Annotated in this window: 22 protein-coding genes and 2 pseudogenes; 8 read left to right on the top strand and 16 right to left on the bottom strand. The window is 63.8% G+C overall.

What is annotated here, in order from left to right; genetic code table 11:
• Positions 1–443 precede the first annotated feature (443 nt).
• Genes OB916_RS03125 through OB916_RS03115 form a run of 3 tightly spaced genes read right to left on the bottom strand, consistent with a single transcriptional unit; the run spans position 444 to position 3,012 of the window.
• Positions 444–1,202 (bottom strand): ABC transporter ATP-binding protein, encoded by a 759-nt coding sequence (locus OB916_RS03125; RefSeq protein ID WP_315907826.1) that lies wholly within the window; start codon positions 1,200–1,202, stop codon positions 444–446.
• Positions 1,193–1,996, bottom strand: coding sequence for an ABC transporter permease (locus OB916_RS03120; RefSeq protein WP_315907825.1), 804 nt, complete (start codon positions 1,994–1,996; stop codon positions 1,193–1,195). The genes OB916_RS03125 and OB916_RS03120 overlap by 10 nt, the downstream gene beginning before the upstream one ends.
• Positions 1,997–1,998: 2 nt before the next feature.
• A complete protein-coding gene (locus OB916_RS03115; protein ID WP_315907824.1) occupies positions 1,999–3,012 on the bottom strand; it encodes an ABC transporter substrate-binding protein in 1,014 nt (337 codons plus the stop codon).
• Positions 3,013–3,253: 241 nt separating this feature from the next.
• Between OB916_RS03115 and OB916_RS03110 the strand changes: the two genes are divergently transcribed.
• Positions 3,254–4,531, top strand: coding sequence for a tRNA pseudouridine(54/55) synthase Pus10 (locus OB916_RS03110; protein ID WP_315907823.1), 1,278 nt, complete (start codon positions 3,254–3,256; stop codon positions 4,529–4,531).
• A gap of 75 nt (positions 4,532–4,606) precedes the next feature.
• On the opposite strand, the gene OB916_RS03105 is transcribed toward OB916_RS03110, so the two are convergent.
• The 4 genes and pseudogenes from OB916_RS03105 to OB916_RS03090 form a co-directional block, all read right to left on the bottom strand.
• Entirely contained in the window at positions 4,607–5,476 is an 870-nt protein-coding gene (locus OB916_RS03105; protein WP_315907822.1) for a universal stress protein, read from the bottom strand.
• 151 nt (positions 5,477–5,627) lie between these two features.
• Positions 5,628–7,004, bottom strand: a pseudogene (locus OB916_RS03100) (hemolysin family protein).
• A gap of 298 nt (positions 7,005–7,302) precedes the next feature.
• Positions 7,303–8,178 (bottom strand): ABC transporter permease, encoded by an 876-nt coding sequence (locus OB916_RS03095; protein WP_315907820.1) that lies wholly within the window; start codon positions 8,176–8,178, stop codon positions 7,303–7,305.
• Positions 8,168–9,229 carry an ATP-binding cassette domain-containing protein gene (locus tag OB916_RS03090; protein ID WP_315907819.1) on the bottom strand — a complete coding sequence of 354 codons (1,062 nt, stop codon included), beginning with the start codon at positions 9,227–9,229 and terminating at the stop codon, positions 8,168–8,170. The genes OB916_RS03095 and OB916_RS03090 overlap by 11 nt, the downstream gene beginning before the upstream one ends.
• 89 nt (positions 9,230–9,318) lie before the next feature.
• Between OB916_RS03090 and OB916_RS03085 the strand changes: the two genes are divergently transcribed.
• Together OB916_RS03085 and OB916_RS03080 are read left to right on the top strand one after the other, a co-directional pair.
• Positions 9,319–10,209, top strand: a complete 891-nt coding sequence (locus OB916_RS03085) for an SDR family oxidoreductase (protein WP_315907818.1) — start codon at positions 9,319–9,321, stop codon at positions 10,207–10,209.
• A gap of 12 nt (positions 10,210–10,221) precedes the next feature.
• A complete protein-coding gene (locus OB916_RS03080; RefSeq protein WP_315907817.1) occupies positions 10,222–10,827 on the top strand; it encodes a TetR/AcrR family transcriptional regulator in 606 nt (201 codons plus the stop codon).
• Positions 10,828–10,848: 21 nt separating this feature from the next.
• Here the strand turns inward: OB916_RS03080 and OB916_RS03075 are convergent, their stop codons facing one another.
• The gene (locus OB916_RS03075; protein ID WP_315907816.1) at positions 10,849–11,085 is read right to left on the bottom strand and encodes a hypothetical protein; all 237 of its coding nucleotides are present in this window, start codon (positions 11,083–11,085) and stop codon (positions 10,849–10,851) included.
• A 101-nt stretch (positions 11,086–11,186) separates the two neighbouring features.
• Here OB916_RS03075 and OB916_RS03070 point away from each other — a divergent pair, with 101 nt between their 5' ends.
• Together OB916_RS03070 and OB916_RS03065 are read left to right on the top strand one after the other, a co-directional pair.
• Positions 11,187–12,362: a Xaa-Pro peptidase family protein gene (locus OB916_RS03070; RefSeq protein ID WP_315907815.1), complete on the top strand. Its 1,176-nt coding sequence runs from the start codon at positions 11,187–11,189 to the stop codon at positions 12,360–12,362.
• Positions 12,363–12,536: 174 nt separating this feature from the next.
• Positions 12,537–12,722 (top strand): hypothetical protein, encoded by a 186-nt coding sequence (locus OB916_RS03065; RefSeq protein ID WP_315907814.1) that lies wholly within the window; start codon positions 12,537–12,539, stop codon positions 12,720–12,722.
• Between the two features lie 56 nt (positions 12,723–12,778).
• On the opposite strand, the gene idsA3 is transcribed toward OB916_RS03065, so the two are convergent.
• From idsA3 to OB916_RS03050, 3 genes are all read right to left on the bottom strand, one after another.
• Positions 12,779–13,822: a geranylfarnesyl diphosphate synthase gene (gene idsA3, locus OB916_RS03060; RefSeq protein WP_315907813.1), complete on the bottom strand. Its 1,044-nt coding sequence runs from the start codon at positions 13,820–13,822 to the stop codon at positions 12,779–12,781.
• Between the two features lie 7 nt (positions 13,823–13,829).
• Positions 13,830–15,170, bottom strand: coding sequence for a ribonuclease J (locus tag OB916_RS03055; RefSeq protein WP_315907812.1), 1,341 nt, complete (start codon positions 15,168–15,170; stop codon positions 13,830–13,832).
• 263 nt (positions 15,171–15,433) lie between these two features.
• The gene (locus tag OB916_RS03050; protein ID WP_315907811.1) at positions 15,434–16,093 is read right to left on the bottom strand and encodes a hypothetical protein; all 660 of its coding nucleotides are present in this window, start codon (positions 16,091–16,093) and stop codon (positions 15,434–15,436) included.
• Between the two features lie 184 nt (positions 16,094–16,277).
• On the opposite strand from OB916_RS03050, the gene proS reads away from it, so the two are divergent.
• The gene (proS, locus tag OB916_RS03045; protein WP_315907810.1) at positions 16,278–17,729 is read left to right on the top strand and encodes a proline--tRNA ligase; all 1,452 of its coding nucleotides are present in this window, start codon (positions 16,278–16,280) and stop codon (positions 17,727–17,729) included.
• A gap of 457 nt (positions 17,730–18,186) precedes the next feature.
• On the top strand, positions 18,187–18,735 hold the full coding sequence (locus OB916_RS03040; RefSeq protein WP_315907809.1) for a thermonuclease family protein: 549 nt from the start codon (positions 18,187–18,189) through the stop codon (positions 18,733–18,735).
• 373 nt (positions 18,736–19,108) lie between these two features.
• Here OB916_RS03040 and OB916_RS03035 read toward each other — a convergent pair whose 3' ends face one another.
• The 4 genes from OB916_RS03035 to OB916_RS03020 all read right to left on the bottom strand — a co-directional run bounded on the left by OB916_RS03035 (position 19,109) and on the right by OB916_RS03020 (position 22,167).
• Positions 19,109–19,618 carry a universal stress protein gene (locus tag OB916_RS03035; protein WP_315907808.1) on the bottom strand — a complete coding sequence of 170 codons (510 nt, stop codon included), beginning with the start codon at positions 19,616–19,618 and terminating at the stop codon, positions 19,109–19,111.
• Between the two features lie 119 nt (positions 19,619–19,737).
• On the bottom strand, positions 19,738–20,691 hold the full coding sequence (locus OB916_RS03030) for a M48 family metallopeptidase (protein WP_315907807.1): 954 nt from the start codon (positions 20,689–20,691) through the stop codon (positions 19,738–19,740).
• 58 nt (positions 20,692–20,749) lie between these two features.
• Positions 20,750–21,670, bottom strand: coding sequence for a DMT family transporter (locus OB916_RS03025; RefSeq protein ID WP_315907806.1), 921 nt, complete (start codon positions 21,668–21,670; stop codon positions 20,750–20,752).
• Between the two features lie 2 nt (positions 21,671–21,672).
• The gene (locus tag OB916_RS03020) at positions 21,673–22,167 is read right to left on the bottom strand and encodes a CBS domain-containing protein (RefSeq protein ID WP_315907805.1); all 495 of its coding nucleotides are present in this window, start codon (positions 22,165–22,167) and stop codon (positions 21,673–21,675) included.
• Positions 22,168–22,294: 127 nt separating this feature from the next.
• On the opposite strand from OB916_RS03020, the gene OB916_RS03015 reads away from it, so the two are divergent.
• Entirely contained in the window at positions 22,295–22,918 is a 624-nt protein-coding gene (locus tag OB916_RS03015) for a ribonuclease H (RefSeq protein ID WP_315907804.1), read from the top strand.
• A gap of 128 nt (positions 22,919–23,046) precedes the next feature.
• Here OB916_RS03015 and OB916_RS03010 read toward each other — a convergent pair.
• A pseudogene (locus OB916_RS03010) lies at positions 23,047–23,536 on the bottom strand (SPFH domain-containing protein); the annotation flags it as partial.

The raw sequence follows: 23,536 nt of genomic DNA, 5'->3' as shown, positions 1-23,536 counted from the left end.
AGCAAGAATATGCCATCAAAGGCCCATATACGTGGTCAAAATAGACTATATTACTGAAAATGACCGACACCGATTCTCGGCGGCAATTCGATCGAATATCATCGGCGTAAATCCCGTATATATCCAAAAGAGTATTCTAATCGCCGAATATCGGGACGACATCGATCGATGTTCGGGTAAATAATATATATTTACAAATATATATTTGTAACTGTTACTTCTGTGGAAGTGGGTGGGCTGAGGAGTCGCCGAAACCAGTGCCTGGACGCTTTTCGGCGATATCCAGGGAGTATCGCCGAGTCGCCTTCGTCGGCGTTCGATAGACGAGTTTTTCCAGGGGGGACGTATACTATACCATGGTGGCGATGACGAGCAGTTACCCCCACTGAGCCCCGTGTGACGAGGCGTTTTCACCGAGCCACCCTCTCGATTCTCCCGAGACCCTATCCGATCCGATCGAGGATCTCCTCGTAGTAGCTACCGAACGCGCGATCCGAGCGCGAGCGCGGGCGGCCGAGATCGACGTCGAGAATCTCCTGGACGCGTCCCGGTTCCCTGTCCATCACGACGACTCTGTCGCCGAGTTTGACCGCCTCCTCGATGTCGTGGGTGACGAACAGCACGGTCTTTCCGGTCGCGTCCCAGATGTCGAGTAGCTCTTCCTGGAGCATCGTCTTGGTCTGGGCGTCGACGGCCCCGAACGGTTCGTCCATGAGTAGCAGGTCGGGATCGGGCGCCAGCGCGCGGGCGAGCGCGACGCGCTGTTTCATCCCGCCGGAGAGGTCCTTCGGGTAGCTGTCGGCGAACCCTTCGAGCCCGACCAGTTCCAACAGGTCCTGCACGCGCTCGCGGCGCTCGGGAGCCGGCGTCCCGTTCTGTTCGAGTCCGAACCCGACGTTGCCCGCGACCGTCCGCCACGGGAAGAGGTGATACTCCTGGAAGACGATCCCCAGCTCCGGTCCGGGGCCGTCGATCGGCTCGCCGTCCAGCCGAACCTCTCCATCGGTGGGCGTCTGCAATCCGGCGATGATCCGGAACAGCGTCGTCTTCCCACAGCCCGAAGGGCCGACGATCGTCACGAACTCGCCGGGGTCGACGTCGAAGGATATCTCTCGTAGCGCCTCGACGGGACCGTTCGACCCATCGTAGACCATCGACACGTCCTCGACCGTGACGCGGTCCGCGGTCGACTCTATCGCCATGCCAGGACCCTCCGCTGGACCACGCGGAACGCGGTATCGACGAGCAGAAACATGACGCTCAACACGAGGATATATGCGATCACGCGGTCGACCTGCAGCGAGTTCGACGCGCGGAAGATCTGTCGTCCGATCCCCGGCGCGCCGAAGATCTCCGCCGCGACGACGAGCATCCAGCACCGGCCGATCCCCGTCCGGATACCGGTCGTGATCTCGGGCAGCGAGGCCGGGAGGACGACCGTCCGGATCAGACCGAGCTGACGCTGGACGCCGAGGCTACGTGCGACGTCGAGGAGATCCTCAGAGACGCCTTCGACGCCACCGTAGGCGGCGTAGAAGTTGATCCAGAACGCGCCGATCGCGATGATGAAGGCCGCGCCGGCGTGGCCGATCCCGAACCACGCGATCGCGAAGCCGATCAGCGCCAGCGGGGGCACGGGTCGAAGCACGCGAACGATCGGGGTCAGTGCCTCGTCGAGGAACCGACTCCACCCCAGGGCGACGCCGGTCGCGATCCCCAGCGTCGTCCCGACGACCGTCCCCGGCAGCCAGTGGAGGACGCTGTTGAAAAGCGCCGCCTGCATCGTTCCGGACGCGAGTTCCGACTGGGCGGCCAGGCCGACCGCAAGCGGTGAGGGGAGGATGTACTCCGGCTGTGCGGTCGAGCCGGCCCACCACAGGCCGACGAACCCCACCAGTCCGAGCGCTCCCAGCAGCACTCGCCTGGAGTCCAGCGAGTCCACGATCCGCCCGACGTTGTCGGCCCGATCGAGTTCGTTGCTGACGTCAGTCGCCATGGTTAGAGCGCGTCGTAGACGCTGTAATCGAATATCTCTTCGAGCGACAGCTGCTGGTCGAGTTTGCCCGTTCGGGCGGCGAACTCCGAGAAGATCTCAGTCCCGTTCTCGATCTCACGGGGATCGGTGACGAAGTTCGACAGCGGTCCCTGAAGTGCCGACAGCGCCTGATCGGCGTCCAGTCCGATCCCGTCCTCGACGATCCCGGCCGTCGGTTCTGGGTTTTCCTGGATGTATTCGGTCGCCCGAACGTGAGCGTCGAGGAACTGCGTCGCAACGTCGCTGTCCCGTACCTCGTCGCTCATCAGCGTCACGGCCGCCGGCTGGCCGGGCATGATCTGATCGGCCGTCCTGAAGGTTTCGTAGGGGATCGACTCCTCGGCGACGCGGGTCGGCACCGGTTCCATGATCGACGTACCGTCGATCTCGTCGTTCGCGATGGCCTGCCAGACGGCGTTCGCGCCGTTTATCTCGATGATCTCGACGTCACTCTCGGGATCGACCCCTTCCTGATCGAGCCAGTAGCGCAGCAGGATGTCGGGCACCGAGCCCTGCGGGAAGGTTCCGAACCGGAACGGTTCGCCACGCTGCTCCTCCCAGACGGCGAAGGCGTCGCTGCCGTGTTCGTCCCACAGCGATCCGAGTTCCTCGCGAGCCAGGATCGCCATCGGCTCTTTGATGTTCGTCGCCGTCACCTTCGCCGGCAGCCCACGGTCGATGACGATCATCGCCGGGACCACGCCGAACATCGCGACGTCGATGTCCCCGCCGGCGTAGGCTTTGACGATCGACGGCCCGTCGGTGAACTCCTCGCCGACGACTGTCCGGTCGACGTCATCGAAGTAGCCCTGCTCGTCCATCACGAAGTACTGCAGATCGGGGAAGATCGGCATGTACGCCACCGTCAGTTCGCCGCCGCTCCCGCCGAGGACAGAACAGCCCGCGAGTCCGGTCGTCGCTGCCGCCGTGCCTGCGAGATACGCTCGTCTCGACATCCGAGTCTCTCGTTGTGTCATTACTGGAACCGACGGGCTGGGCCTGTTTATGGGGACAGTTGCTGGCAACCGCTGCGCCGTCTCTGTACGCCGATTTCGGGCGATACGTCCCCGATTCTGGAGGGGAGGGGGCGCTATCCGTCGAACAGCGTTCACCGCGTCGTCTCCAGCGTCGGTCGATGTTGCTGGTAGCGACGACAAGAGACCACCCGCCAGTGGCGACTCGAAAGGGAATTAGGTCCAGACGGGCGAATACGGGACAATGACCGTCCTGGAAATCGCACGCGACGCGCTGGCGACCGGTCCCGTCTGTGACGCCTGTCTCGGTCGGCTGGTCGCCGACCGGAGTTTCGGGCTCGCCAACGCCGAGCGCGGGCGCGCGCTGCGGACCACCGTCGCACTCGAAGACGACGAACCCTACGAGGAGCCCGAGGACTGCTGGGTCTGTGAGGGCGAATCGAACCGGATCGATACGTGGGCCGACCGCGCGGTACGGGCCGTCGCCGGGTACGACTTCGATACCTATCAGGCCGGGACGCGCGTCCCGCCGATGCTCGAGGAGAACGACGTGCTCCTTCGGGAAGACGTCGGACTCCCCGAAGACGCCGGCGAGCCGCTAAAGGCCGAGCTCAACCGCGAGGTCGGCAAGCGCTTCGGGCGGCAAGTCGACGCCGAGGTCGACTTCGAGCGTCCGGACGTCCAGTTGCTGCTCGATCTCGGCACCGACGAGGTCGAGTTGCAGGTCAACTCCGCGTTCGTCTACGGCCGCTACAAGAAGCTCGAACGCGACATCCCCCAGACGAAGTGGCCCTGCAACGAGTGTGGCGGGACCGGCCTGAAACGCGGCGCGGAGTGTCCGGGCTGTGACGGGACGGGCTTCCGGTACGACGAGAGCGTCGAGCAGCTGACCGCGCCGCCGGTCGTCGAGGCCTACGATGGCGAGTCGGCGACCTTTCACGGTGCGGGACGGGAGGACGTCGACGCCCTCATGCTCGGAACGGGCCGGCCGTTCGTCATCGAGGTCGAGGATCCCCACACTCGCGAGGTCGATCCCGACCGGCTACAGGAGGCGATCAACGACTACGCCGAGGGCAAGGTCGAGGTGACCGATCTCGCGATCCCGACCTACGAGATGGTCAAGCGCGTCAAGGAACACGACGCCGCCAAGACCTACCGCATGGCCGTGGAGTTCGACGAGCCCGTGACCGAGGCGGATCTGCAGGCGGCGCTGGACACGCTCCGGGGCGCGACGATCACCCAGCGGACGCCCCAGCGCGTCGACCACCGCCGAGCCGATATCGACCGCACGCGCGAGGTCTACGAGATCGAGGGCGAACGCGACGACGAGACCCACGCGACGATCGAACTCGACGGCGAAGGGGGGCTGTACGTGAAGGAACTCGTCTCGGGCGACGAGGGCCGGACCGAACCCAGCCTGTCGGGGCTGCTCGGCGTCGGCGCCGTCGTGACCGCGCTGGACGTGCTCGCGGTCGAGGGCGAGGACGAGCCGTTCCTCGTAGACGAGTATCTCGCTGAGTGACATCCTCCGCGCCGTGAACGGCGCGATTCTCTCGCTGAATCAAGATAGTGCCCGAGCCTATTCGTACTGATAAATTCATTCGGATTTCGCGATAGTCATGACGGGGACCGGTGCCGAGCGCACGGTCTTTTCCGCAACACTTCCGAGCAGGATTCGATCGGTGCCACGTCGACCTGTCGTTCCCATCCCGACGGCGTGTATGTCATTCGATTCGATGCAGTCGAGGATCTCCTCGACAGGCTTTCCGTGTTCGATATGACCGACAGTGTTCGTCACGCCCCGCGTCTCGGCCTCCGAAACGACGGTGTCGACGGCATCAGTCGCAGCCTCCTCGCTTTCTTTGCCAGACATCGTCGACCGGACGCCCAGTCCGAGTGCGGTGTCGTCCACAACAGAAAGAACGTGCACGGTCGCATCGAGCGATGCCGCGAGTGAGAGGGTCTGTTCGGCAGCGTACGTCGCCGCGGGACTCCCGTCCGTCGGGATGAGGATGTTCTCGTAGGGGAACTCGAGCGTCTCATCGGGCTGCATACGAACTGTGAGAACAGGAACCGGAGAGAGTCGGACGACCTTCTCGGAGACGCTTCCGATGAGGTATCGGGAGAGCCCCTCGCGGCCGTGAGTCGGCATCACGACCAGATCGAGGCCGTACTGCTCCGCGTACTCGATGATCGTCGGAGCCGGATTGCCCTGGACGACGTCGGTGGTATACGACGCCCCGAGCGTATCCAGCGTTTTCGCAGCCTCGTCGACGATGTCCTCACCCTGCCGGGCGAGGACATCGACGGTTTCGCCGTCGACGACGGTGACGCTGTCGCGGGCCGTGTCGGCGACGTAGAGTACCTGGATCGTCGCGTCATACCAGTGGGCGAGTTCGGCGGCGTGATGGAGTACCCCGGCGGCGCCCTCGCTACCGTCGAACGGAAGGAGGATATCGTCGTACATTACTCGGTGTGTGAGAATACGTGCACCGATCCCCTAATGACTTTGCCAATCCCTCTCGAAGTGTCGGCTTCCATCTGTGGGGGGAGCGTACCGACAATTGCACGGTTCGTCCCCTGCGAGGTGACAGCCTCAGCCGCCGAGATGCCACCGATCAATTGGTTTCGTCCCCACCAGCTGAACCGTCGGCTGCGTCGACGGTGTTAACGGTCACGCGGGCTTTCCGAATGCGGGTGTCTTACACCTGTTCGACTCGCAGCGTGACGTTCTCATAGTCGAACTCCTCGCCCTGCTCGACGAGACGGCCAGCACGGTTGAAGATGAAACCAGCGATAGTCTCGAACTCTTCGCCTTCGGGGAGGTCGATGTCGAGGGCCTCGTTGACCTCGTGGATGTTAACCTCGCCCTGGACCAGTACCTCTGTGTCGTCAACGAACTCGATCGGGTGGTCCTCGTCACCCTCCAGTATCTCGCCGATAATTTCTTCGACGATGTCCTCGATGGTGATGAGGCCCTCGGTGGCACCGAACTCGTCGACGACGATGACCATCTGCATCCGGTTCTCACGCATCTCCAGCAGAAGTTCGTCGACGTTTTTGGACTCGGGGATATGAAGCGTCGGACTGGCCACGTCCCCTACCTCAAGATCAGTGGCGTCAGAGTCGGAGTCTCGGTCTACGTCACGGAGGTCAAAGACGCCGATCACGTTGTCCAGCGACTCTTTGTAGACCGGCAGACGGGCGTGCCCCGACTGCATACATTCCTCGATGGCTTCCTCGACAGTCGCGTCTGTGGAGATGGCCTCGACGTCGAGGCGGGGGGTCATCACTTCCTTTGCGGTGGTGTTCTGGAACCGAAGGGTGCGCTGGATCATCTGATATTCTTCCTCGTCGAGGATGCCCTCCCGCTCGCCTGTCTTGATCATATTCCGGATCTCGTCGCGGCTGATGTACGACGATTCGAGTGACGAGCTGCCGGGGGTGACTTTGTTGACGAGCCTCGTCAGATAGTAGAACAAAGTGATGAGCGGCCACAGCACTTTGCCGACGATTCGCAACAGGGGAGCGACGGTTCGTGCCCATGTCTCGGTGTTATCGACAGCGTAGGACTTGGGTGCACTCTCACCGAACAGCAGAACCATCGACGTGATACCGAGTGAGGAGACGAGTACTGCCGTGCTCGCGTCGAAATAGAAGCCGACGACGGTGGTCGAAATAGAGGACATCGTGATGTTGACGAGGTTGTTCCCCACCAGAATCGTCACGAGCAAGCGGTGGGGATCCTCTTTGAGGGATTTGACTGCCCGTGCGCCACGCTTGCCATGCTCAACCATCGCGTCGATCTGGTGAGTCGACAGGGAGAACATCGCAATCTCCGACGATGAAAAGAATCCCGACCCCATGAGGAGAATCAAGATCAGGAGGATACCGATCACGGTGAGCGCCGTTTGATCCAGCTCGATGCCGATGGTCGGTACAGCGGACAGTGTGATACTGGCCTCAGATGCCGCTGTGAGTACTGATAACTCCATCAATATCGTTTTTTGCCAGGACAGAAAATTAACCCTTGTGTAAGAAGACGAAGATCTGTTTGCGTATGCGTTGTCGTTCAGCATACTGATCGACACGCGTCCGGTATTGACCGGTCATCGAGTAGTCACGGAAGGGTGCCGTTCTATAAGACAGTACCAGACGACTACCGTGACGGGAATGTTGCCTCCGGGGACTCTCAGGCAGTTTGAGACTCCCACAGAGGAAACCGCGCCGTCGTCGGGCTTCGCCCGACTGCTTGAGGGACGTAGTCCCGCTCTGTTCACGGCGCGGAGGATGTCATTGTACGTCGGCGCTCGTGGCACGCGTGATCGTGTAGACAGCGAGCACGCCAAAGACTAGGTCAAGCACGACCAGTACGCCGAGAGCGGGCACGAGCGTGTTCCAGATCCCGCCGAAGGCGGTGACGTTCCAGACCTCCATGACGTCCGCGTCGACCATGATCGCACGGGCGGCGTCGACGCCGTAGGTGATCGGATTGTACGTCGCGACGACCTGGATCCACTCCGGCATCGAATTGACCGGCAGAAAGGCGCTAGAGACGAACAGGAGGGGGAGCTGGATCATGTTCGCGGCGATGATCGTCGACTCCTGATCCCGGGTGAGGAGCGCGACGATGTTCGAAAACGCCAGGAACCACAGCGAGAACAGGACCGCCACGCCGACGATCGCCAGTGCACCGCCCACCCCGGATTTGATCTCCGCACCTAGAAGGACGCCGAGCCCCAGCACGATGACGACCTGGATCACGATCCTGATCAGCTCCGAGAGCGTCTTGCCGAGGAAGACGGCCGTCCGGCTCATCGGCGTAACGAGCGTCTTCTGAAAGACGCCGCTCTCGATGTCGTCGACCAGCCCGATCCCCGACGAGGAGGCGACGATCAGCGCGATCTGGACGGCGATCGCCGGGACGAGATAGGTCTCGTAGCTGAGTGAACCGGCGAGCGTCTGGTTCGCGCTCAACGCACCGGTAGCGACGTTCCCGAACACCTGGGTGAACAGGAACAGGAAGATGATCGGCTGCAAGAGCGAGGAGACCACCACGAAAGGGTTGCGGATCGCGTTGATGTTCCAGCGCATAAAGTTCGTCCAGACGTCGTTCAGGAACGTGTTCGAGGCCCTGGCGACCCCGCTGTCGGCCGTCTCACTGCTCATCGTTTCCCCCATCGGTTGCGGGAGTCCCCCGGTCGCCTTCCGTCGTGGTCCCGTCGGCGACCGCCTCGTCCGGCAACTCCTCGTCGATGTGCTCGCCGGTGATCGCGAGGAACACGTCGTCGAGCGTCGGCGAGCGGACGTTAAACCCGGTGACGGTGATCCCGGCGTCCCGCAGCGCGACCAGTAGGTCGGGCCCGTGTTGACGCGCGTCCCTGGACGTGACTGAAATCCCGCCGTCGGTGATCTCGACCGTCGGATCGCCGGGGAACAGGCCGTCCTCACGGACGATATCAGCGGCACGTTCACGCGCACTGGACCCGTCTTCGAGTGCGACGTCAAGAACCTCGCCGCCAACCTCGCGTTTGAGATCCGCGGGCGACCCCTCCGCGACGATCTCGCCGCCAAGGATGACCGAAAGCCGGTCGCAGAGATAATCCGCCTCTTCAAGGTACTGCGTCGTCAGGAAGATCGTCGTCCCGTCGTCGTTGATCGCCTCGAAGTACTCCCACAGGCGGTTCCTTGCCTTGGGATCTAGCCCGGTCGTCGGTTCGTCGAGGAAGACCAGCGGCGGCCGGTGAACCAGCGCCATCGCGGCGTCGAGTCGCTTCTGCATCCCGCCCGAGAACCCCTCGGCCCGTTTGTCGGCAACGTCGGCCAGATCAACCAGATCGAGCAACTCCGCGATCCGGTCGCTGCGCTCCCCTCTGGGCACACCGTAGGCGTCACAGGCGAACCGCAGGTTCTCGCGAGCCGTCATCTCCGTGATGACGCTCGTCTCCTGGGCCATGTATCCGATCGATTCCCGAACCTTCCCGGGCTCGCTCTCGACGTCGAACCCGTTGACTCGCACTGATCCCGACGTCGGGCGCAACAGCGTCGCCAGCGTCTTGATCGTCGTGGTCTTGCCCGCTCCGTTTGGGCCAAGAAACCCGAAAAACTCCCCCCGGGGCACCGACAGCGAGACGCCGCGCACCGCCTCCGTCCCGTCGCTGTAGGTCACCCGCAGGTCGTCGGTCTCGATGGCTCGCCCGGTCGCGTCCGATTCTGTCATGTCTGAACGACAGGTCACGATCGAACATAAACGCGTTGATTGAATATTCATTCAATGCAGTTATATGCGGTGAGTGCCTGCGTTCAGCCATGGAGACGGTACTGGTGACCGGAGCAACGGGGACGGTCGGCTCGCGGGTCGTGAATGGACTCGCCGACTGCGACGTGGCCGTCAGAGCGGCCACGCGCGCCCCCGACGACGGGCAGTTCCGGGACGGCGTCGGGGTCGCGTTCGATTTCGAGAAGCCCGAAACATGGGGAGCGGCCTTCGAGGGCGTCGACGCGATGTTCCTCGTCAGGCCGCCCGCGATCACCCGGGTCGGCGACTCGATACTCCCGGCGATCGACGCCGCCGTGCGGGTCGGCGTCGAGCGGATCGTCCTGCTGTCGGTGCTGGGTGCGGAGAAGAACCCGCTGTTACCCCACCGGAAGATCGAGAAACACCTCCGGGCGACCGACGTCGCCTGGACGTTCCTGCGGGCGTCGTTTTTCATGGAGAACCTCCTGAAGGTCCACCAGCGCGAGATCGCCGGCGCGGGCGAGATCGTCGTCCCGGCGGGCGACGGCGAGACCAGTTTCGTCGCCGCCGAGGACGTCGCCACCGTCGCCACCGCGGCCCTGACCGAGCCAGGTCACGCACGTCACGCCTACGACGTGACGGGTCCCGAAGCGCTGACCTACCACGACGCGGCTCGCGTACTCTCTGACGCCCTCGGCCGGCCCGTCACCTACGAGGCGCCCTCGCTGGTGCGGTTCGCCCGGCACTCGCGCCGACTCGGCCGCGACTGGCCGTTCCTGCTCGTGATGGCGGGGCTGTACACGACCGCTCGTCTCGGCCTCGCAGGACGGATGAGCGACGACGTCGAACGGGTGCTGAGACGGCCGCCGACCACCTTCCAGGAGTGGGCCGAGCGGAACGCCGCCGCCTTCGATCTTGGCATGAGCGAATCAGCGGATGATAGCCTTAACGGGGACGGGTGAGAACCTACAGCCATGTCGGCCGGAAACCCGTTCCCCGAAGACGCCGAAGACACCCAGACCGCCATCATGCGGGCCACGTTCGACGCGCTCGTCGAGTACGGTTACGCCGGGCTGACGATCGACCGGATCGACGAGTTTTTCCCCAAGAGCAAGTCGCTTCTGTATCACCACTACGACGGGAAAGACGACCTGCTCGTGGACTTTCTCTCCCGAATGATCGACGACTACGAGGCCGAGATCGACTGTGAAACGCCCGGTGACGCCCGAGAGCGGCTCGATCGATGGCTCGACGCCATCGCGCGGCCCGAACTCGCCGAGGAGGATCGGGGATTCATCCGCGCGCTGGTCGAACTCCGCGCGCAGGCCGCCCACGACGAGCGCTACCGCGAGCACTTCACGAGAAGCGACCGGTTCTTCCGCGGCTGGCTCGCCGACATCATCGCCGACGGCATCGAGGAGGGCGTCTTCCGCGAGGTCGATCCCGAGCAGGTCGCCGCGACGATCCACACGATCGCAGGCGGTGTCATGACCGACCGGGTCACCAGTGACGACCCACAGGTGGCCGACGTCCGGGCCGAACTGGACGCCTACGTCGAGGCGCGATTGCTCGCGGATTGATCGCGAGCGAACAGACCGAAGCTACGTCTGGGCGTCGCCGAGACTCGACATCGGTGTCGCGCCGGCGACGATAGCGCCCGTCGCCAGAAGCGCCGCCGAGAGGACGACGAAGTCCCCACTGGGTGAGTAGCCAGCGAGACTCGCGCCGGCCTCGACGATGAACACCGTCACGAAGAAACTGAGGATGGCGAACACCAGCATGACCAGCGCCGCGATGATACTACTGACTAACGCACCGAACGAGTCGAGGATTGCCATGAGAATTGTGACCTCAATAGTGTAGACGGACGGGAGACGGTTACCAGTTGGGACCAGCGGTTGTCGGTACTCCTTTGGTCGCGCCGGCCGCACCCGATTATATGGAACTCGATCTCTCGAAACTGGACGCGAGACTCGACGATCTCGACGCCGACGGCTATCTCGTCGACGCCGACTCGACCGACGCCGACCAGTACTACCTCTCGGGGTTCGACGCGCCCGACCCGTTCCTGACGCTGTACGACGGCTCGACGCATCTGCTTTTCGTCCGGAGTCTGGAGTTCGGCCGTGCGAAACGCGAGAGCCGTGCCGAGACCGTCGAGCGGTTCACCGACTACGGCTACGACGACCGCCTCGACGAGTACGGCCGTCAGGAGGCCGCTCACCGGACGCGTGCCGCGTTCCTCGACGCGTACGACGTCGATACCGTCGCCGTCCCGCCGCGCTTTCCCCTCCAGACGGCCGACGGCCTCCGCGAGCAGGGGATCGACGTTCTCGCCGACGGCCAGGACACGCTCGCCGCCGTCCGTGCCAGCAAGACCGACGAGGAGATCAGTCACGTCAGGGCGGCCCAGGAGGCGAACGAGGCCGCGATGGCGGCCGCTGAGGAACTCCTCGGACGGGCCGAGATCGACGGCAACCGGCTGCGACTCGACGGCGAAGTCCTGACCAGCGAGCGACTCAAAGAGGAGATCGAAGTCACGCTGCTACGCCGCGGCTGTGCGCTCGACGAGACGATCGTCGCCTGCGGGAGCGACGCGGCCGATCCACACGACAGGGGAAGCGGCCCGCTCGCCCCGGACGAGCCGATCATCGTTGACATCTTCCCGCAGGACAAGGCCACGAAATACCACGGCGACATGACCCGGACGTTCTGCGTGGGCGAGCCCGACGAGCAGGTCCGGGAGTGGTACGATCTGACTGAACGGGCCTACCGGGCGGCGCTGGACGCGGTCGAGCCGGGTGCAACGGGTGCGGACGTCCACGATGTGGTCTGTGACGTCTACGAGGACGCCGATCTGCCGACGCTGCGGGACGACCCCGGCGCGGAGACGGGGTTCATCCACAGTACCGGCCACGGCGTCGGCCTGGACGTTCACGAACTTCCCTCCGTGGGCCCCGACGGCGGCGAGCTCGAACCCGGCCACGTCATCACGATCGAGCCCGGCCTCTACGACCCCGAGGTCGGCGGCGTTCGGATCGAGGACCTGGTCGTCGTCACCGACGACGGCTACGAAAATCTCACTGATTACCCGGTGTCCCTCGTCGTCGAGTAGCTCGCCGACTGCCCGGTCTCGCCAACTCTCGACCAATAATTAATGAAAGATCGTTATATTTATGGCCCCGTCCCTCGTTGTCGGTTCTACGATGCGACCTCTCCTCGTACGTGGTGTACGCTCCGTCTGACCGGCTAGCATCGCCTTCGACCCCTCGCGTTCCACCACGTCACAATGAGTACGAACCCACAATCGATCCAGTCTCGCACCGAAACCACACCGACCGCCCCGACGCCCGGATCGGAGCCGCCGACCCGACAGCGTCCCGCCTGGAAAGGAGCACCCAGGACGTTCGAACCGACGAACACCGGGAAGCTCCCGCCGATGTTCGAGGCCGAAGCCGATCACGAGAAGCGATAGTTCTCGCGCTGCCGGCTCTCTAGAATCGCGAGAGAACGGCGGACGTCGGCCGACGGTCAGTATTCGCGTTCGACGAGGAAGTCCGCGATGTCGTCCAGCCGGTCGCGCGCCTCGCTGTCCGGCAGCACCCGGAGGTGGTCTTTCCCCTCCTCGATGAGGTCGTGTGCCAGATCGCGGGCGAAGTCGATACTACCGGCCTCTTCGAGTCGTTCGACGGCCTGTTCGACCGTCTCCTCGTCGACCGCCTCGACGTCGTCTTCGGGGACGAGACTGTCCACGTCGACGCCCTGCCGGCGGGCGTGCAAGGTAATGATCGTTTGCTTGTTCTCGACGAGATCCGAGCCGCGCTGTTTGCCCAGCTTCTCGGACGGAGTGGTCAGATCCAGCAGATCGTCCTGGATCTGGAACGCCCGTCCGATGTTGAGCCCGTACTGATAGAGAGCGTCCACGGCGTCGTCCGCGCCCAGGAGGATCGCCGGGATAGACGCCGCGGCGGCGTACAGCACGGCCGTCTTCAGCTCGACCATCTGGAGGTACTCGTCGGTCGTCACGTCGGTTTTGCTCTCGAAGGCGATGTCGCAAGACTGGCCCTCACAGATCTTCGTGCACGTCGTCGCCAGCTCCGAGAGCGCTCGCACCGACCGTTCGGCGTCGGCGCCCGTCTCGAGCATGTGTTCGAAGGCCTTCGCGTAGAGGGTGTCTCCCGCGAGTATCGCCGTCGAGAGGTCGAACTCCCTGTGGACCGCGGGGACGCCGCGACGCATGTCGTCGTCGTCCATGATGTCGTCGTGGATCAGCGTGAACGACTGGATCGTCTCGATGCTGACCGCGGCGGCCATCATGTCTACCGACCCGTCCGACGCGGGGAATTCTCGGTAGTCCTCGCTCAGCGGCGGCACGTCGGCGATCGCTTCCGCCGCGAGCAACAGCACTGTCGGCCGGAGCCGCTTCCCGCCGGCGTCCAGCAGGTATCGCGACGCCTCGTAGAGCCGTTCGGGCTTCTGGACCGGGAGCTGGCGCGGTATCGCCTCGTTGACGAGTTCCCGTCGGGCCGCGATAGCCTGTGAAACCGCCTCCGCGGTGTCGGTTCTCTCGCTCATGCTCAGCTCACTCGACCAGCTGGATCAGTTTCCCGTTGCGCGTGACGTGCAGATTCTCGCCGACACTGAGACCGAACTTCTCCGCGAGGTCGACGTACGGCGCGAACCCCTGCATGTCCTGGTGGGCAGGGATGACGTTCTCGGGCTGGAGTGCGTCGAGCATCTCGTAGTGACCCTCCTCGCGGAGGTGGCCCGAGACGTGGATCTCGTCGTAGATTCTCGCACCCTGCATCCGGAGCAGCTTCTCGGACTGGTAACGCTGGCCTTCGTTGGTCGGCTCCGGGATCACCCGGGCCGAGAAGATGACCTTGTCACCTTCGTCCAGTTCGTATGGCGTCTCGCCGCGTCCCATGCGGGTGAGCATCGCGCGCGGCTCGCCCTGGTGGCCAGTGACGATCGGCAGGAAGTTCTCCTTGCCCTCGTTCATGATCCGCTTGAACGTCCGATCGACGGACTTGCGGTGACCGTACATTCCCAGGTCGTCGGGGAAATCGACGAAGTCGAGCCGCTCTGCAGTGCCGGAGTACTTCTCCATCGAGCGTCCCAGAAGGACCGGCTGGCGGCCGATGTCGTCGGCAAACTCGACGAGCGACTTGACGCGGGCGATGTGACTGGAGAACGTCGTTGCGACGATCCCGCCGTCGTAGTCTTCCATGCTGTACATGGCGTCTTTGAGGTGACGGCGTGCGACCGACTCGGAGGGCGTGCGCCCTTTCTTGCCGGTGTTAGTACAGTCCTCGATGTAACAGAGCACGCCCTCGCGACCGATCTCACGGAACCGCTCCATGTCGATCGGATCGCCCAGGACCGGATCGTGGTCCATGCGCTTGTCCAGCCCGTAGACGATCGCGCCCTCGGGCGTGTGCAGGACCGGATTGATCGCGTCGATGATCGAGTGCGTGACGTTGACAAACTCGAGTTCGTTCTCATCGCCGATGGCCATCCGGCCGCCGGCTTCCATCTTCACCAAGTCGTTCTGGACGCCGAACTTCTCCTCGCTTTTGATCTGCTGTTTGACCAGCTCGATCGTGAACGGGGTGGCGACGATCGGCGCGTCGTAGCGGTGGGCGAGTTTCGAGATCGCGCCGATGTGGTCGAGGTGACCGTGCGTCGGCACGATGGCTTTCACGTCGCCCTCGAGTTCGGACATCACCCGGTCGTCCGGGATCGCGCCCATGTCGATCAGGTCGAGACTGTGCATCCGCTCGGTTTCGACGTTGTCGTGGATGAGGACCTTCGAGAGGTTCAGCCCCATGTCGAACACGACGACGTCGTCTCCGGCGCGAACGGCGGTCATCTGACGGCCGACTTCCTCGTAGCCGCCGATGGTTGCGATTTCGATTTCCATAGTTTACCCTCCGAGAACGGCCGCCAGAGCGGGGCCAGGGGACCGACACGGCCACCGGAGCGGTGTTTTCGAACGTTCGCTCGCACTGATGACCGGCGTGGTCCGGATGGGCGGGCCCGCATGGGCCGTCGCCGCCGAACCGGGTCGTCTCCGCACGGCGTTTCGACGCGTCCCTCGGCCGCACTCGCGCGGCCGTCTGCTCGGTTGTCTCTTCCTTGTGCGCCTGCCGTTAAAAACGGTACGGGTCGCCGGCGAGAGCTGGGCTACTCGCCCGTCGTTTCGTCGTCGTCCAGTTTCGACTCGATCTCGCGTCGCCAGGTCTCCTCGTCGCTCGTCTGCGTGCTCGTCGACCCATCTGTCGAACTCGCAAACGGATCGCCCCCGTCTGATCCACCTGTCAGTGGGTCCCCGGTCCCGCTGTCCCCGCTCAGCGGGTCGTCGCCGCGTTCGGTCAGTGGATCGTCGTCCGGTTCCGTGCCGCCAGTGAGTGGATCGTTATCCGATCTGACGCCATCTCCGGGCTCGGCGGCCGGCTCACCGTTCTCGATCGGTGGCTCTGCCGTGGTGTCCGCCGGCTCAGCGCGCTCGTCGTCCGCCGACTCGCGTTCCGCTGTGGATCGAGCCTCCGCTGGCGCGGACGAGGCTTCGAGTCCAACCGCGACCGCATCTGCGAGCAGCGCGAACACCGTCGCGAACATGCCTGCGGTGAGCACGAGTACACCGAACACCGCGAGCACCCCGCCTGCGGCAATCGGCGCGTAGCTGCCCGGAGACGCGCTCCCGAACAGAACACCGGGTTCCAGGGTCACTATCGTCCCGATACCCCCAGCGATCAGTGCCCCGCCAAGCACGACCGATACGAGGAGGTAGCCGAACAATCGAACGCCGTAGCCGAACACGTCTCTCGCGGAGCGGGCGACCATACGTTCGTTCTCGTAAGTGACCGAAAAATGCCTTGTGGTCGCCACACGTTGGCACGCGTTCCCAGCCTTCCGATACGTTTAGGAGTCCGCTCGGCGACGTCTCGAACAACGACGAGCGATCGCGAGCCTCTTGCGCGATCCAGTCGCGACGACGCGGCCACTGGAAGACCGCACACTCGAAACTATGACAGAGCAAGAACTCGGCATCACGACGAGCAAAGAGCACGAAACGGGCGAGTGGTACGCGGAACTGGTCCAGAAGGCGGGGCTGGCCGATTACGCGCCGATGGGCGGGTTCATCGTCACTCGCCCCCGCGGATACGCCATCTGGGAGCGCCTGCAGAACCACCTCGACTCGTGGTTCAAGGACACGGGCGTCCAGAACGCCTACTTCCCGATGTTCATCCCCGAAAGCTATCTCGAAAAGGAGAAAGACATCGTCGAGGGGTTCGATCCGGAAGTCGCCTGGGTGACCCACGGCGGCTACGAGGAACTCGAAGAACGGCTGGCCGTCCGCCCGACCAGCGAGAGCATCATCACGCCCTTCATCGCCCAGTGGGTGCGCAGCCACCGGGACCTGCCGATGCGGGTCAACCAGTGGTGTTCGGTCGTCCGGTGGGAAGCCACCGAGACCAAACCGTTCTTCCGGACCAAGGAGTTCCTCTGGCAGGAGGGTCACACTGCCCACCACGACGCAGAGGACGCCCGCGAGGAGATGCGGACCCGCCTACAGCAGTACGAGCGCCTCTACGAGGACGTGCTGGCGATGCCTGCCCTCACTGGTCGCAAGCCCGAACACGACAAGTTCCCCGGGGCCGATACGACCACGACCGTCGAGACGCTGATGCCCGACGGCAAGTCCGTCCAGGCCGCCACGTCTCACTATCTCGGGACTTCCTTCGCGGAAGCCTACGACGTGACCTACGTCGACGAGGACGAGGAGGAACAGCTGGCGCATACGACCTCCTGGGGACTGTCCTGGCGTGCGCTCGGTGCCCTGTTCATGACCCACAGCGACGATCAGGGGCTCGTCCTCCCGCCCACGCTCGCGCCCACGCAGGTCGTGATCGTCCCGATCTGGGACGAGGACAGCAAGGAGGAGGTTCTCGAGTACGCCGCGGACGTGGCGGTCAACCTGGAAGACGCCGGCGTGCGCGTCGAACTCGACGACCGCGACAACCGCAATCCCGGCTTCAAGTACAACGAACACGAACTCAACGGGGTCCCGCTGCGGATCGAGATCGGTTCCTATGAGGTCGACGACGAGGAGTTGACGCTGGTCCACCGTCCCGACGGCGAGGAGGCGACCGTCGACCGCGAAGAAGCTGTCGAGACCGTCGAGGACCACCTCGATACGATCTACGCGAAACTGTACGCCGAGGCCGAACAGACCCTCGAGGGCGAGATCCGCGAAGCGGAGAGTCGCGAGGAGATCCTCGGCACCATCGGTCAGCACGGCGGCTACGTCAAGTGTGGCTGGTGTGGCGACGAAGCCTGCGAGGAGCCGATCAAAGAAGCCATCGCCGCCGAGATCGTGATGGTCCCGCGTGAGGAAGACGAAGAACCGATCCACGACGAGTGTGCGATCTGCGGCGAGGACGCCGAGGAGACCGCCTACTTCGCGAAGACGTACTAGCGTACTGCGCGACCGACGGGAGCGCAGTTTCACCGCGACGAGTCTCGCGAGTCGCGGAACGTTTCATCGACGTTTTCCGACGAGTGGTTCCGCCAGGAAACCCGAGGAGGAAAAGGTCGGAGTGTGCGATCTGCGGCGAGGACGCCGAGGAGACCGCCTACTTCGCGAAGACGTACTGATCAGCGGCTACTTTTCGCAGACCGAGAGGTCGAGCGTCCACGAGCAGCTAACAGTGTGATGATCCACGTCCAGTCGACGGTATCGTGATCCACGACCGTGGAGAGGCGCGACGTGACCTGCCGGCCGAGCTGGCGCGATCGACACGCGGCCTCTGCGGTCGGACTGTCACGAATCTATATAGCGTATATTAGTTTATTTCCGGTCGTATCCGGCGCCAAACCGGACCCGGCCATCCGGTGGCCGACAGCGTGACGGATCAGGAGTCAAAAGAGAAAATATGGAGACGCGGACGTGGCTGCTGGTCGGCCTGGTCGCTCTCGTGGCGCTCGCGGGCTGTTCGATCACGGTCGAGAGGCAGTCATCCACGGGGGGAGCCCTCAACGGAACTGTCGTCGAGGTCGTCGACGGCGATACGATCGACGTCAGGCTGACAAACGGCACCGTCGAGCGGATCCGATTGCTCGGGATCAACACGCCGGAGGTACACGTCGAGACGCAGCCCGACGAATACGAGGGGGTGCCGGATACCGAGGCCGGACGCGCGTGTCTGCGGGCTGCCGGCGAAAACGCGAGTCGCGTGGTCGAAGACCGACTCGCAGGCGAGCGCGTGACGCTCCGGCTCGATTCCGAGGCGGACACCCGGGGTGGCTACGGACGGGTGCTGGCGATTGTCGTCCACGACAATCAGTCGATCAATTACCAGCTCGTGCGCGACGGACACGCACGGCTGTACGACACCGACTTCTCCGCACGCGACCGCTACGCTGCCGGGGAAACAGCGGCGAAGGACGCCAATCGCGGACTCTGGGCGTGCCGGGCGTCATAAGCCGAAGCCCCGAGGCTTCCGATAATGCAACCTGCAGAAACTGATGGGTCCTCTCGTCAGTTTCCACAGCGGTTGCAGCCTCCACGAACGTAGCTGCTCAATAGCTGGTTTCGCTGCGTATTGGCTTCATGTATGGGCCAAGTCCATCCGCCTCGTTCGTCCCGTAAATCATATTTCGATATATCAAATTCTCATTCGGGGTAGTAGAATCGCCGATCGTGGACAGTGAAGGGCGTTCGTGCGACCCTGTGCAGTGAGTCACTACTTCGAGGTCGTGACGGCCTCACGCGAGTAGGACGCCAGCACGAACAATCTCGACGAGCCAAAAAAACCGGGAGGGACACGGTTTCACAGACACAGTTGCGCGTGTCCCTCACGACGAGCTTTCCGCTGGGGCCCGGACGGTCACGACGGGCACGTCCGCCATCCGAACGACCTTCTCCGCGACGCTCCCCAGCATATATCGTTCGAATCCGGTGTAGCCGTGAGTCCCCATCACGATCATGTCGACATCGTCGGCGTATTCGAGGATGACCTCGTGGGGGGTGCCTTCTTGCACGGCAGTCCGAGTGTCGACTGATTCGAGCCGACTGGCGACTTCCTCGACGATGGTTTCCGCGCGCCCCTGCTCGCGTTCGTGAAGTTCTCCAGCCGTCTCCCGCCGGCCGATCATTCCCTCGTCACCGCCTTCCGGATGACCGACCATACCTGGAACCGCTTCCTTGTCGGGGTCGTCACCGAGCCCCAGCGCAGGATGGGTCGTATCGAGCACGGACAGTACGTGTACTGTCGCGTCGTACCGCTCGGCCAGGTCACGAACGTGCTCCAGCGCGGCTATCGATCCGCGGCTTCCATCTGTTGGATAGAGGATGTCGCTGTACATTGTACCACCCCGAGTTACCGGGGTTGAAAATACAACCTCTATGAACATATCATTAACTGATTATTTCCATCAGGTAATATCCCCGACAGATAAGACATCCAGACGGCGTCTCACAACGATTACTCGATCGGAATCCGCCGCCCCCCGAGCGTATCGGCCCCGGCACGATCGAGCAGCCGGTCGATCCGGTCGTCCATCGGAGGGTGAGTCGAGAGCAGTCGCGTCAGGAGGCCGTCTTCGTCGCCCTGGACGTACAGCGTCGCCAGCAGCCCTCGTTCGCGCTCGCCGGCACGTTGGATCTTCCGAAGAGCGCGTGCGAGTGCCAGCGGTTTACCGGTCACCTCGACGGCACGGTCGTCGGCAGCGAGTTCCCGCCGCCGGGAGTGGGCGCGAATCAGAATCGTCAGTCCGACCGCCAGCAGCGTTACGCCGAGGCTCGCCCAGTGGTAGACGAGCATGAGCGGGTTCCGGCTCCAGGAGTCCGGACGGCCGCGGATCCACGCCCAGCCGTGCGCGATGCCGGTAATCGCAAGCAACAGCGGTAACAGCGGGATCATCATCAGTCCGACCAGCGTTCGGAGTGCACTGTAGGCGACTGTCTGCACGAAGGCGTCGTAGTTTTCGAGGTGGGAGAGTTCGTGTGCGAGGATCGCCTCTCGCTCGTCGGGCGTGAGCATGCGAAACAGCGACAGGTCGAACACGATCACGCCGGAGCTGACCCCGCCGAGCGCGAACGCGTTCGGCACGCCCAGCCGGGCGACGGCGACGCGCGGACGCTCGATCTCCATCGACGACCGAAGGCGTTCGAGCCGGCCGAAAAACTCCGGCGCGTGGCGGCGATCGATCTCGACCGCGTCGAGTCCAGCGAGCAGCTGCTGCGTTCCGAACCGGTAGCTCAGATATGCTGCCAGCACCGTTATCGTGCCGACCATGACCAGTGCCGTCGCGAGGTTCGGCGGAGAACGGATCAGGAGGGTCAACAGCTCGTAGACGAGGGCCGCCGCCGCGACGTAGACGATCAGCAGCGACACGCCGATCGCTATCATGACCGCCCGCGGGACCGACTGGCTCATGCTCGTTGCTCGGTCGGGCAAGCGCTTATATTCCGCGCCGCGTGTCTCGGAGGCGTCGCTACGTCGGGACCGCTTTCCGCCAGCGGTCGAGTTCTCGGGCCAGCGCCCGCCGCTTCAGTAGCACGAATCCGACGAAGATGAACAGGAAGCCGACGCCAGTCGCGGCGTCGATGATCTCCCCGAGGAAGGCGAACCCGACCACCGCTGCGACGACCGGGGCGAGATAGGAGACGAGGTTGATCTCGACGGGGCCGAGTCTCTCCAGCAGGTCGAAATACAGCAGGAACCCGACTGCGCTGGCGACCAGCGAGAGGTATCCGAGCGCGACGATCGCTCGCGGGGTCCAGGATATCGCGGCCAGCGACTCGCCGGGCACCAAGAGTGCCAGCAGGTGCATGAGAATCGCACCCCCGATCATCGACCACGCTTCCAGCGTCTCGATCGGCAGGCCGGCTTCGAGCCACCGAACGAGGACGCTTCCGAACGCGAACGAGAGCGCAGCACCGAAGATGAGCGCGACGGAGACGACATCTCGGCTGAAGAGGTTCGTCGGATCGGGTCGCACGAGCACGACCACGCCGACCAGACCGAGCAGGAGGCCAGCGATGCCGACCGTCGTCAGTCGCTCCTCGGGGAGCAACAGGCGGGCGAAACCAGTCGTGAGCACGGGCGAGAGGCTCACAACGACTGCGGCGGCGGCGCTGGTCGTCCCCTGTTCGCCGACGAACAGCAGCGCGTGATAGCCCGCGATGAGAAAGACCGACCCGACCGCGACGGCGGCCCACTCGCGACGCGTCCGCGGTCGCCACCGCTTGACGACGGCAGCCGCGTATCCGAGCACCAGGACGCCCGCGATGTCGTAGCGGATCGCCGCAAACAGCACTGGCGGAATGTCGGCCAGTCCGGCCTTTATCGCGACGAAGGCGCTACCCCAGACAATCGATAGCGTGACGAACAACAGGAGGTTTCGATATCGCACGGCTAGACGGACACGTCGTGTTCGCTGAGCGTCCGGAGCACGTCCTCGCGTGAGATGATCCCGACGAGTTCGCCGTCCTCGACCACCGGCAGTCGGTTGATGTCCCGGTCGGGGTCGGCCAGGTGGTCGATCACTGTCTCGACGGTGTCCTCGGGTGAGACCGTCACGACGTCGGTGACCATCACGTCACGGATCGGCTTGCCGGCGTTTTTCACCATATCGACCCCGACGTCGAGATCGCTCCAAGAGAGATCGACGCTGTAGGTCATCGTCTCGATGAACGGCGGGAACCCGACCGGGATCCACAGCCGCCGGTCCGACGGCTGGAAGAGATCGACCAGGTCCGTCTCCGTGACGATTCCCACGACTTGCCCCTCCTCGACGACCGGGAAACCGCTGAAGTCGGCTTTCGCGAGTCGAGTCAGTACGTCACTGACGTCGTCGTCGGGGGCAACGGTTTCGACCGGGCTGGTCATGATCTCGCGAGCGGTAACCATACGTGGGACAACGACAGGCCGACCCGTATGCGTTCCGGTCGCCGACGTGGCCTTCCCCGACTTCTGTCACTGGATCGCCCCCCGGTTCGAGCCACAGTTTTACGTAACTGGACCACGAACCACTGGTATGGCCGCATACGGCCGGCCGTCACTTCGAGACCTGTTCGACGAGTCGCCGACACCTCACATCGCCCATCCGCCCCGCACCCATCACCGTGACTTCTACGTCGCTACCGACGGGTCTTTCCGCGAGGACGGTGGCGGACTCGGTGTCGTCATCGAAACTCGCGACGGTGAGTGCGTCGATCGGCTCTCGCTCGACCATCCCGTTCCCGACAACAACGTCGCCGAATACCGGGCGTTACATCTCGGGCTGGACGTACTCGCCGAGCGGACGCCGCCCGACGCTCGCGTGGGCGTCCTGGTCGATCACGACCAGCTGGCCAGCAACGTCAACGCCGCTGTGCTGGACGCCTGCCGATCGGCGGTCGGGTCTCCGCACCGGCTCGTCGTGCCGCCAGCGACGGACCACCACTGGCGGGGCATCCTGGCCCGGATCAACGGGTTCGACGAGATCCGGGCGGCACGGATCGCGAGTGGCGACAATCCCGCACACCCGCTCGCGAACGCACCCGAAGAATACGGCCACGTCAACGATGGGCCCGATCGGTGCGTCCGGCCCGAACCGCTCTCTTCGGGCGACCGACCGATTCCGCCGCCATCCCGGTCGGATCGCGGTGCGAGCGACTGACCGATACGGACCGGCCGAATCGCCCGGCGGATCGACGCGGACGACAGACCGAACCGTCAAACGGACTCGTTCGGACTACGTGTCGATACGATCGGCGTGAAAAATCGTGACGACGAAACCGCAACCGATCAGTTCGCGCTCGAATCGTCCGAGCCGTCAGTCGTCTCGTTGAACTCTTCCGAGCCCGGCATCTCGGCGTCCATCTCGTCGATGACCTCGTCGGGGTCTTTGATCTCGGCGTCGTCGGCACCGTGTTTGACTGCCTGAGCCTGTTCTTCCATTTCCTCGACGTCGACCTCTGCCTCCTCGTCGATCTGTCCGAGGATCTTCTCGATGTCGTCCAGTCCGAGCATCTCCCGGGTCTCCTCGTCGAAGTCGAGTCCTTCGAGTTCGTGGCCGTTGGTCTTGGTGTCGCTGCCGGTGAGATGTTTACCGTAGCGACCGACCAGCGAGGTCAGTTCCTGGGGCAGGACGAACTTCGTCGATTCGCCCTTGCCGATCTCTTCCAGGGTTTCCATACCGCGCTCGATGACGGCGCGTTCGCCCATCGCTTCGGCGGATTTGGCGCGGAGAACCGTCGAGATGGCGTCCCCCTGTGCTTCGAGGATCTGACTCTGC

The organism is Halapricum hydrolyticum, from assembly GCF_025517535.1.
GTDB lineage: Archaea > Halobacteriota > Halobacteria > Halobacteriales > Haloarculaceae > Halapricum > Halapricum hydrolyticum.
The sequence above is the reverse complement of the archived record's forward strand: the minus strand, read 5'-3'. Positions and strand labels throughout refer to the sequence as shown.

Coding starts and splice junctions, on each gene's coding strand:
- OB916_RS03125 (WP_315907826.1), bottom strand. CDS start 1,202: ATGGCGATAGAGTCGACCGCGGACCGCGTCACGGTCGAGGACGTGTCG.
- OB916_RS03120 (WP_315907825.1), bottom strand. CDS start 1,996: ATGGCGACTGACGTCAGCAACGAACTCGATCGGGCCGACAACGTCGGG.
- OB916_RS03115 (WP_315907824.1), bottom strand. CDS start 3,012: ATGACACAACGAGAGACTCGGATGTCGAGACGAGCGTATCTCGCAGGC.
- OB916_RS03110 (WP_315907823.1), top strand. CDS start 3,254: ATGACCGTCCTGGAAATCGCACGCGACGCGCTGGCGACCGGTCCCGTC.
- OB916_RS03105 (WP_315907822.1), bottom strand. CDS start 5,476: ATGTACGACGATATCCTCCTTCCGTTCGACGGTAGCGAGGGCGCCGCC.
- OB916_RS03095 (WP_315907820.1), bottom strand. CDS start 8,178: ATGAGCAGTGAGACGGCCGACAGCGGGGTCGCCAGGGCCTCGAACACG.
- OB916_RS03090 (WP_315907819.1), bottom strand. CDS start 9,229: ATGACAGAATCGGACGCGACCGGGCGAGCCATCGAGACCGACGACCTG.
- OB916_RS03085 (WP_315907818.1), top strand. CDS start 9,319: ATGGAGACGGTACTGGTGACCGGAGCAACGGGGACGGTCGGCTCGCGG.
- OB916_RS03080 (WP_315907817.1), top strand. CDS start 10,222: ATGTCGGCCGGAAACCCGTTCCCCGAAGACGCCGAAGACACCCAGACC.
- OB916_RS03075 (WP_315907816.1), bottom strand. CDS start 11,085: ATGGCAATCCTCGACTCGTTCGGTGCGTTAGTCAGTAGTATCATCGCG.
- OB916_RS03070 (WP_315907815.1), top strand. CDS start 11,187: ATGGAACTCGATCTCTCGAAACTGGACGCGAGACTCGACGATCTCGAC.
- OB916_RS03065 (WP_315907814.1), top strand. CDS start 12,537: ATGAGTACGAACCCACAATCGATCCAGTCTCGCACCGAAACCACACCG.
- idsA3 (WP_315907813.1), bottom strand. CDS start 13,822: ATGAGCGAGAGAACCGACACCGCGGAGGCGGTTTCACAGGCTATCGCG.
- OB916_RS03055 (WP_315907812.1), bottom strand. CDS start 15,170: ATGGAAATCGAAATCGCAACCATCGGCGGCTACGAGGAAGTCGGCCGT.
- OB916_RS03050 (WP_315907811.1), bottom strand. CDS start 16,093: ATGGTCGCCCGCTCCGCGAGAGACGTGTTCGGCTACGGCGTTCGATTG.
- proS (WP_315907810.1), top strand. CDS start 16,278: ATGACAGAGCAAGAACTCGGCATCACGACGAGCAAAGAGCACGAAACG.
- OB916_RS03040 (WP_315907809.1), top strand. CDS start 18,187: ATGGAGACGCGGACGTGGCTGCTGGTCGGCCTGGTCGCTCTCGTGGCG.
- OB916_RS03035 (WP_315907808.1), bottom strand. CDS start 19,618: ATGTACAGCGACATCCTCTATCCAACAGATGGAAGCCGCGGATCGATA.
- OB916_RS03030 (WP_315907807.1), bottom strand. CDS start 20,691: ATGAGCCAGTCGGTCCCGCGGGCGGTCATGATAGCGATCGGCGTGTCG.
- OB916_RS03020 (WP_315907805.1), bottom strand. CDS start 22,167: ATGGTTACCGCTCGCGAGATCATGACCAGCCCGGTCGAAACCGTTGCC.
- OB916_RS03015 (WP_315907804.1), top strand. CDS start 22,295: ATGGCCGCATACGGCCGGCCGTCACTTCGAGACCTGTTCGACGAGTCG.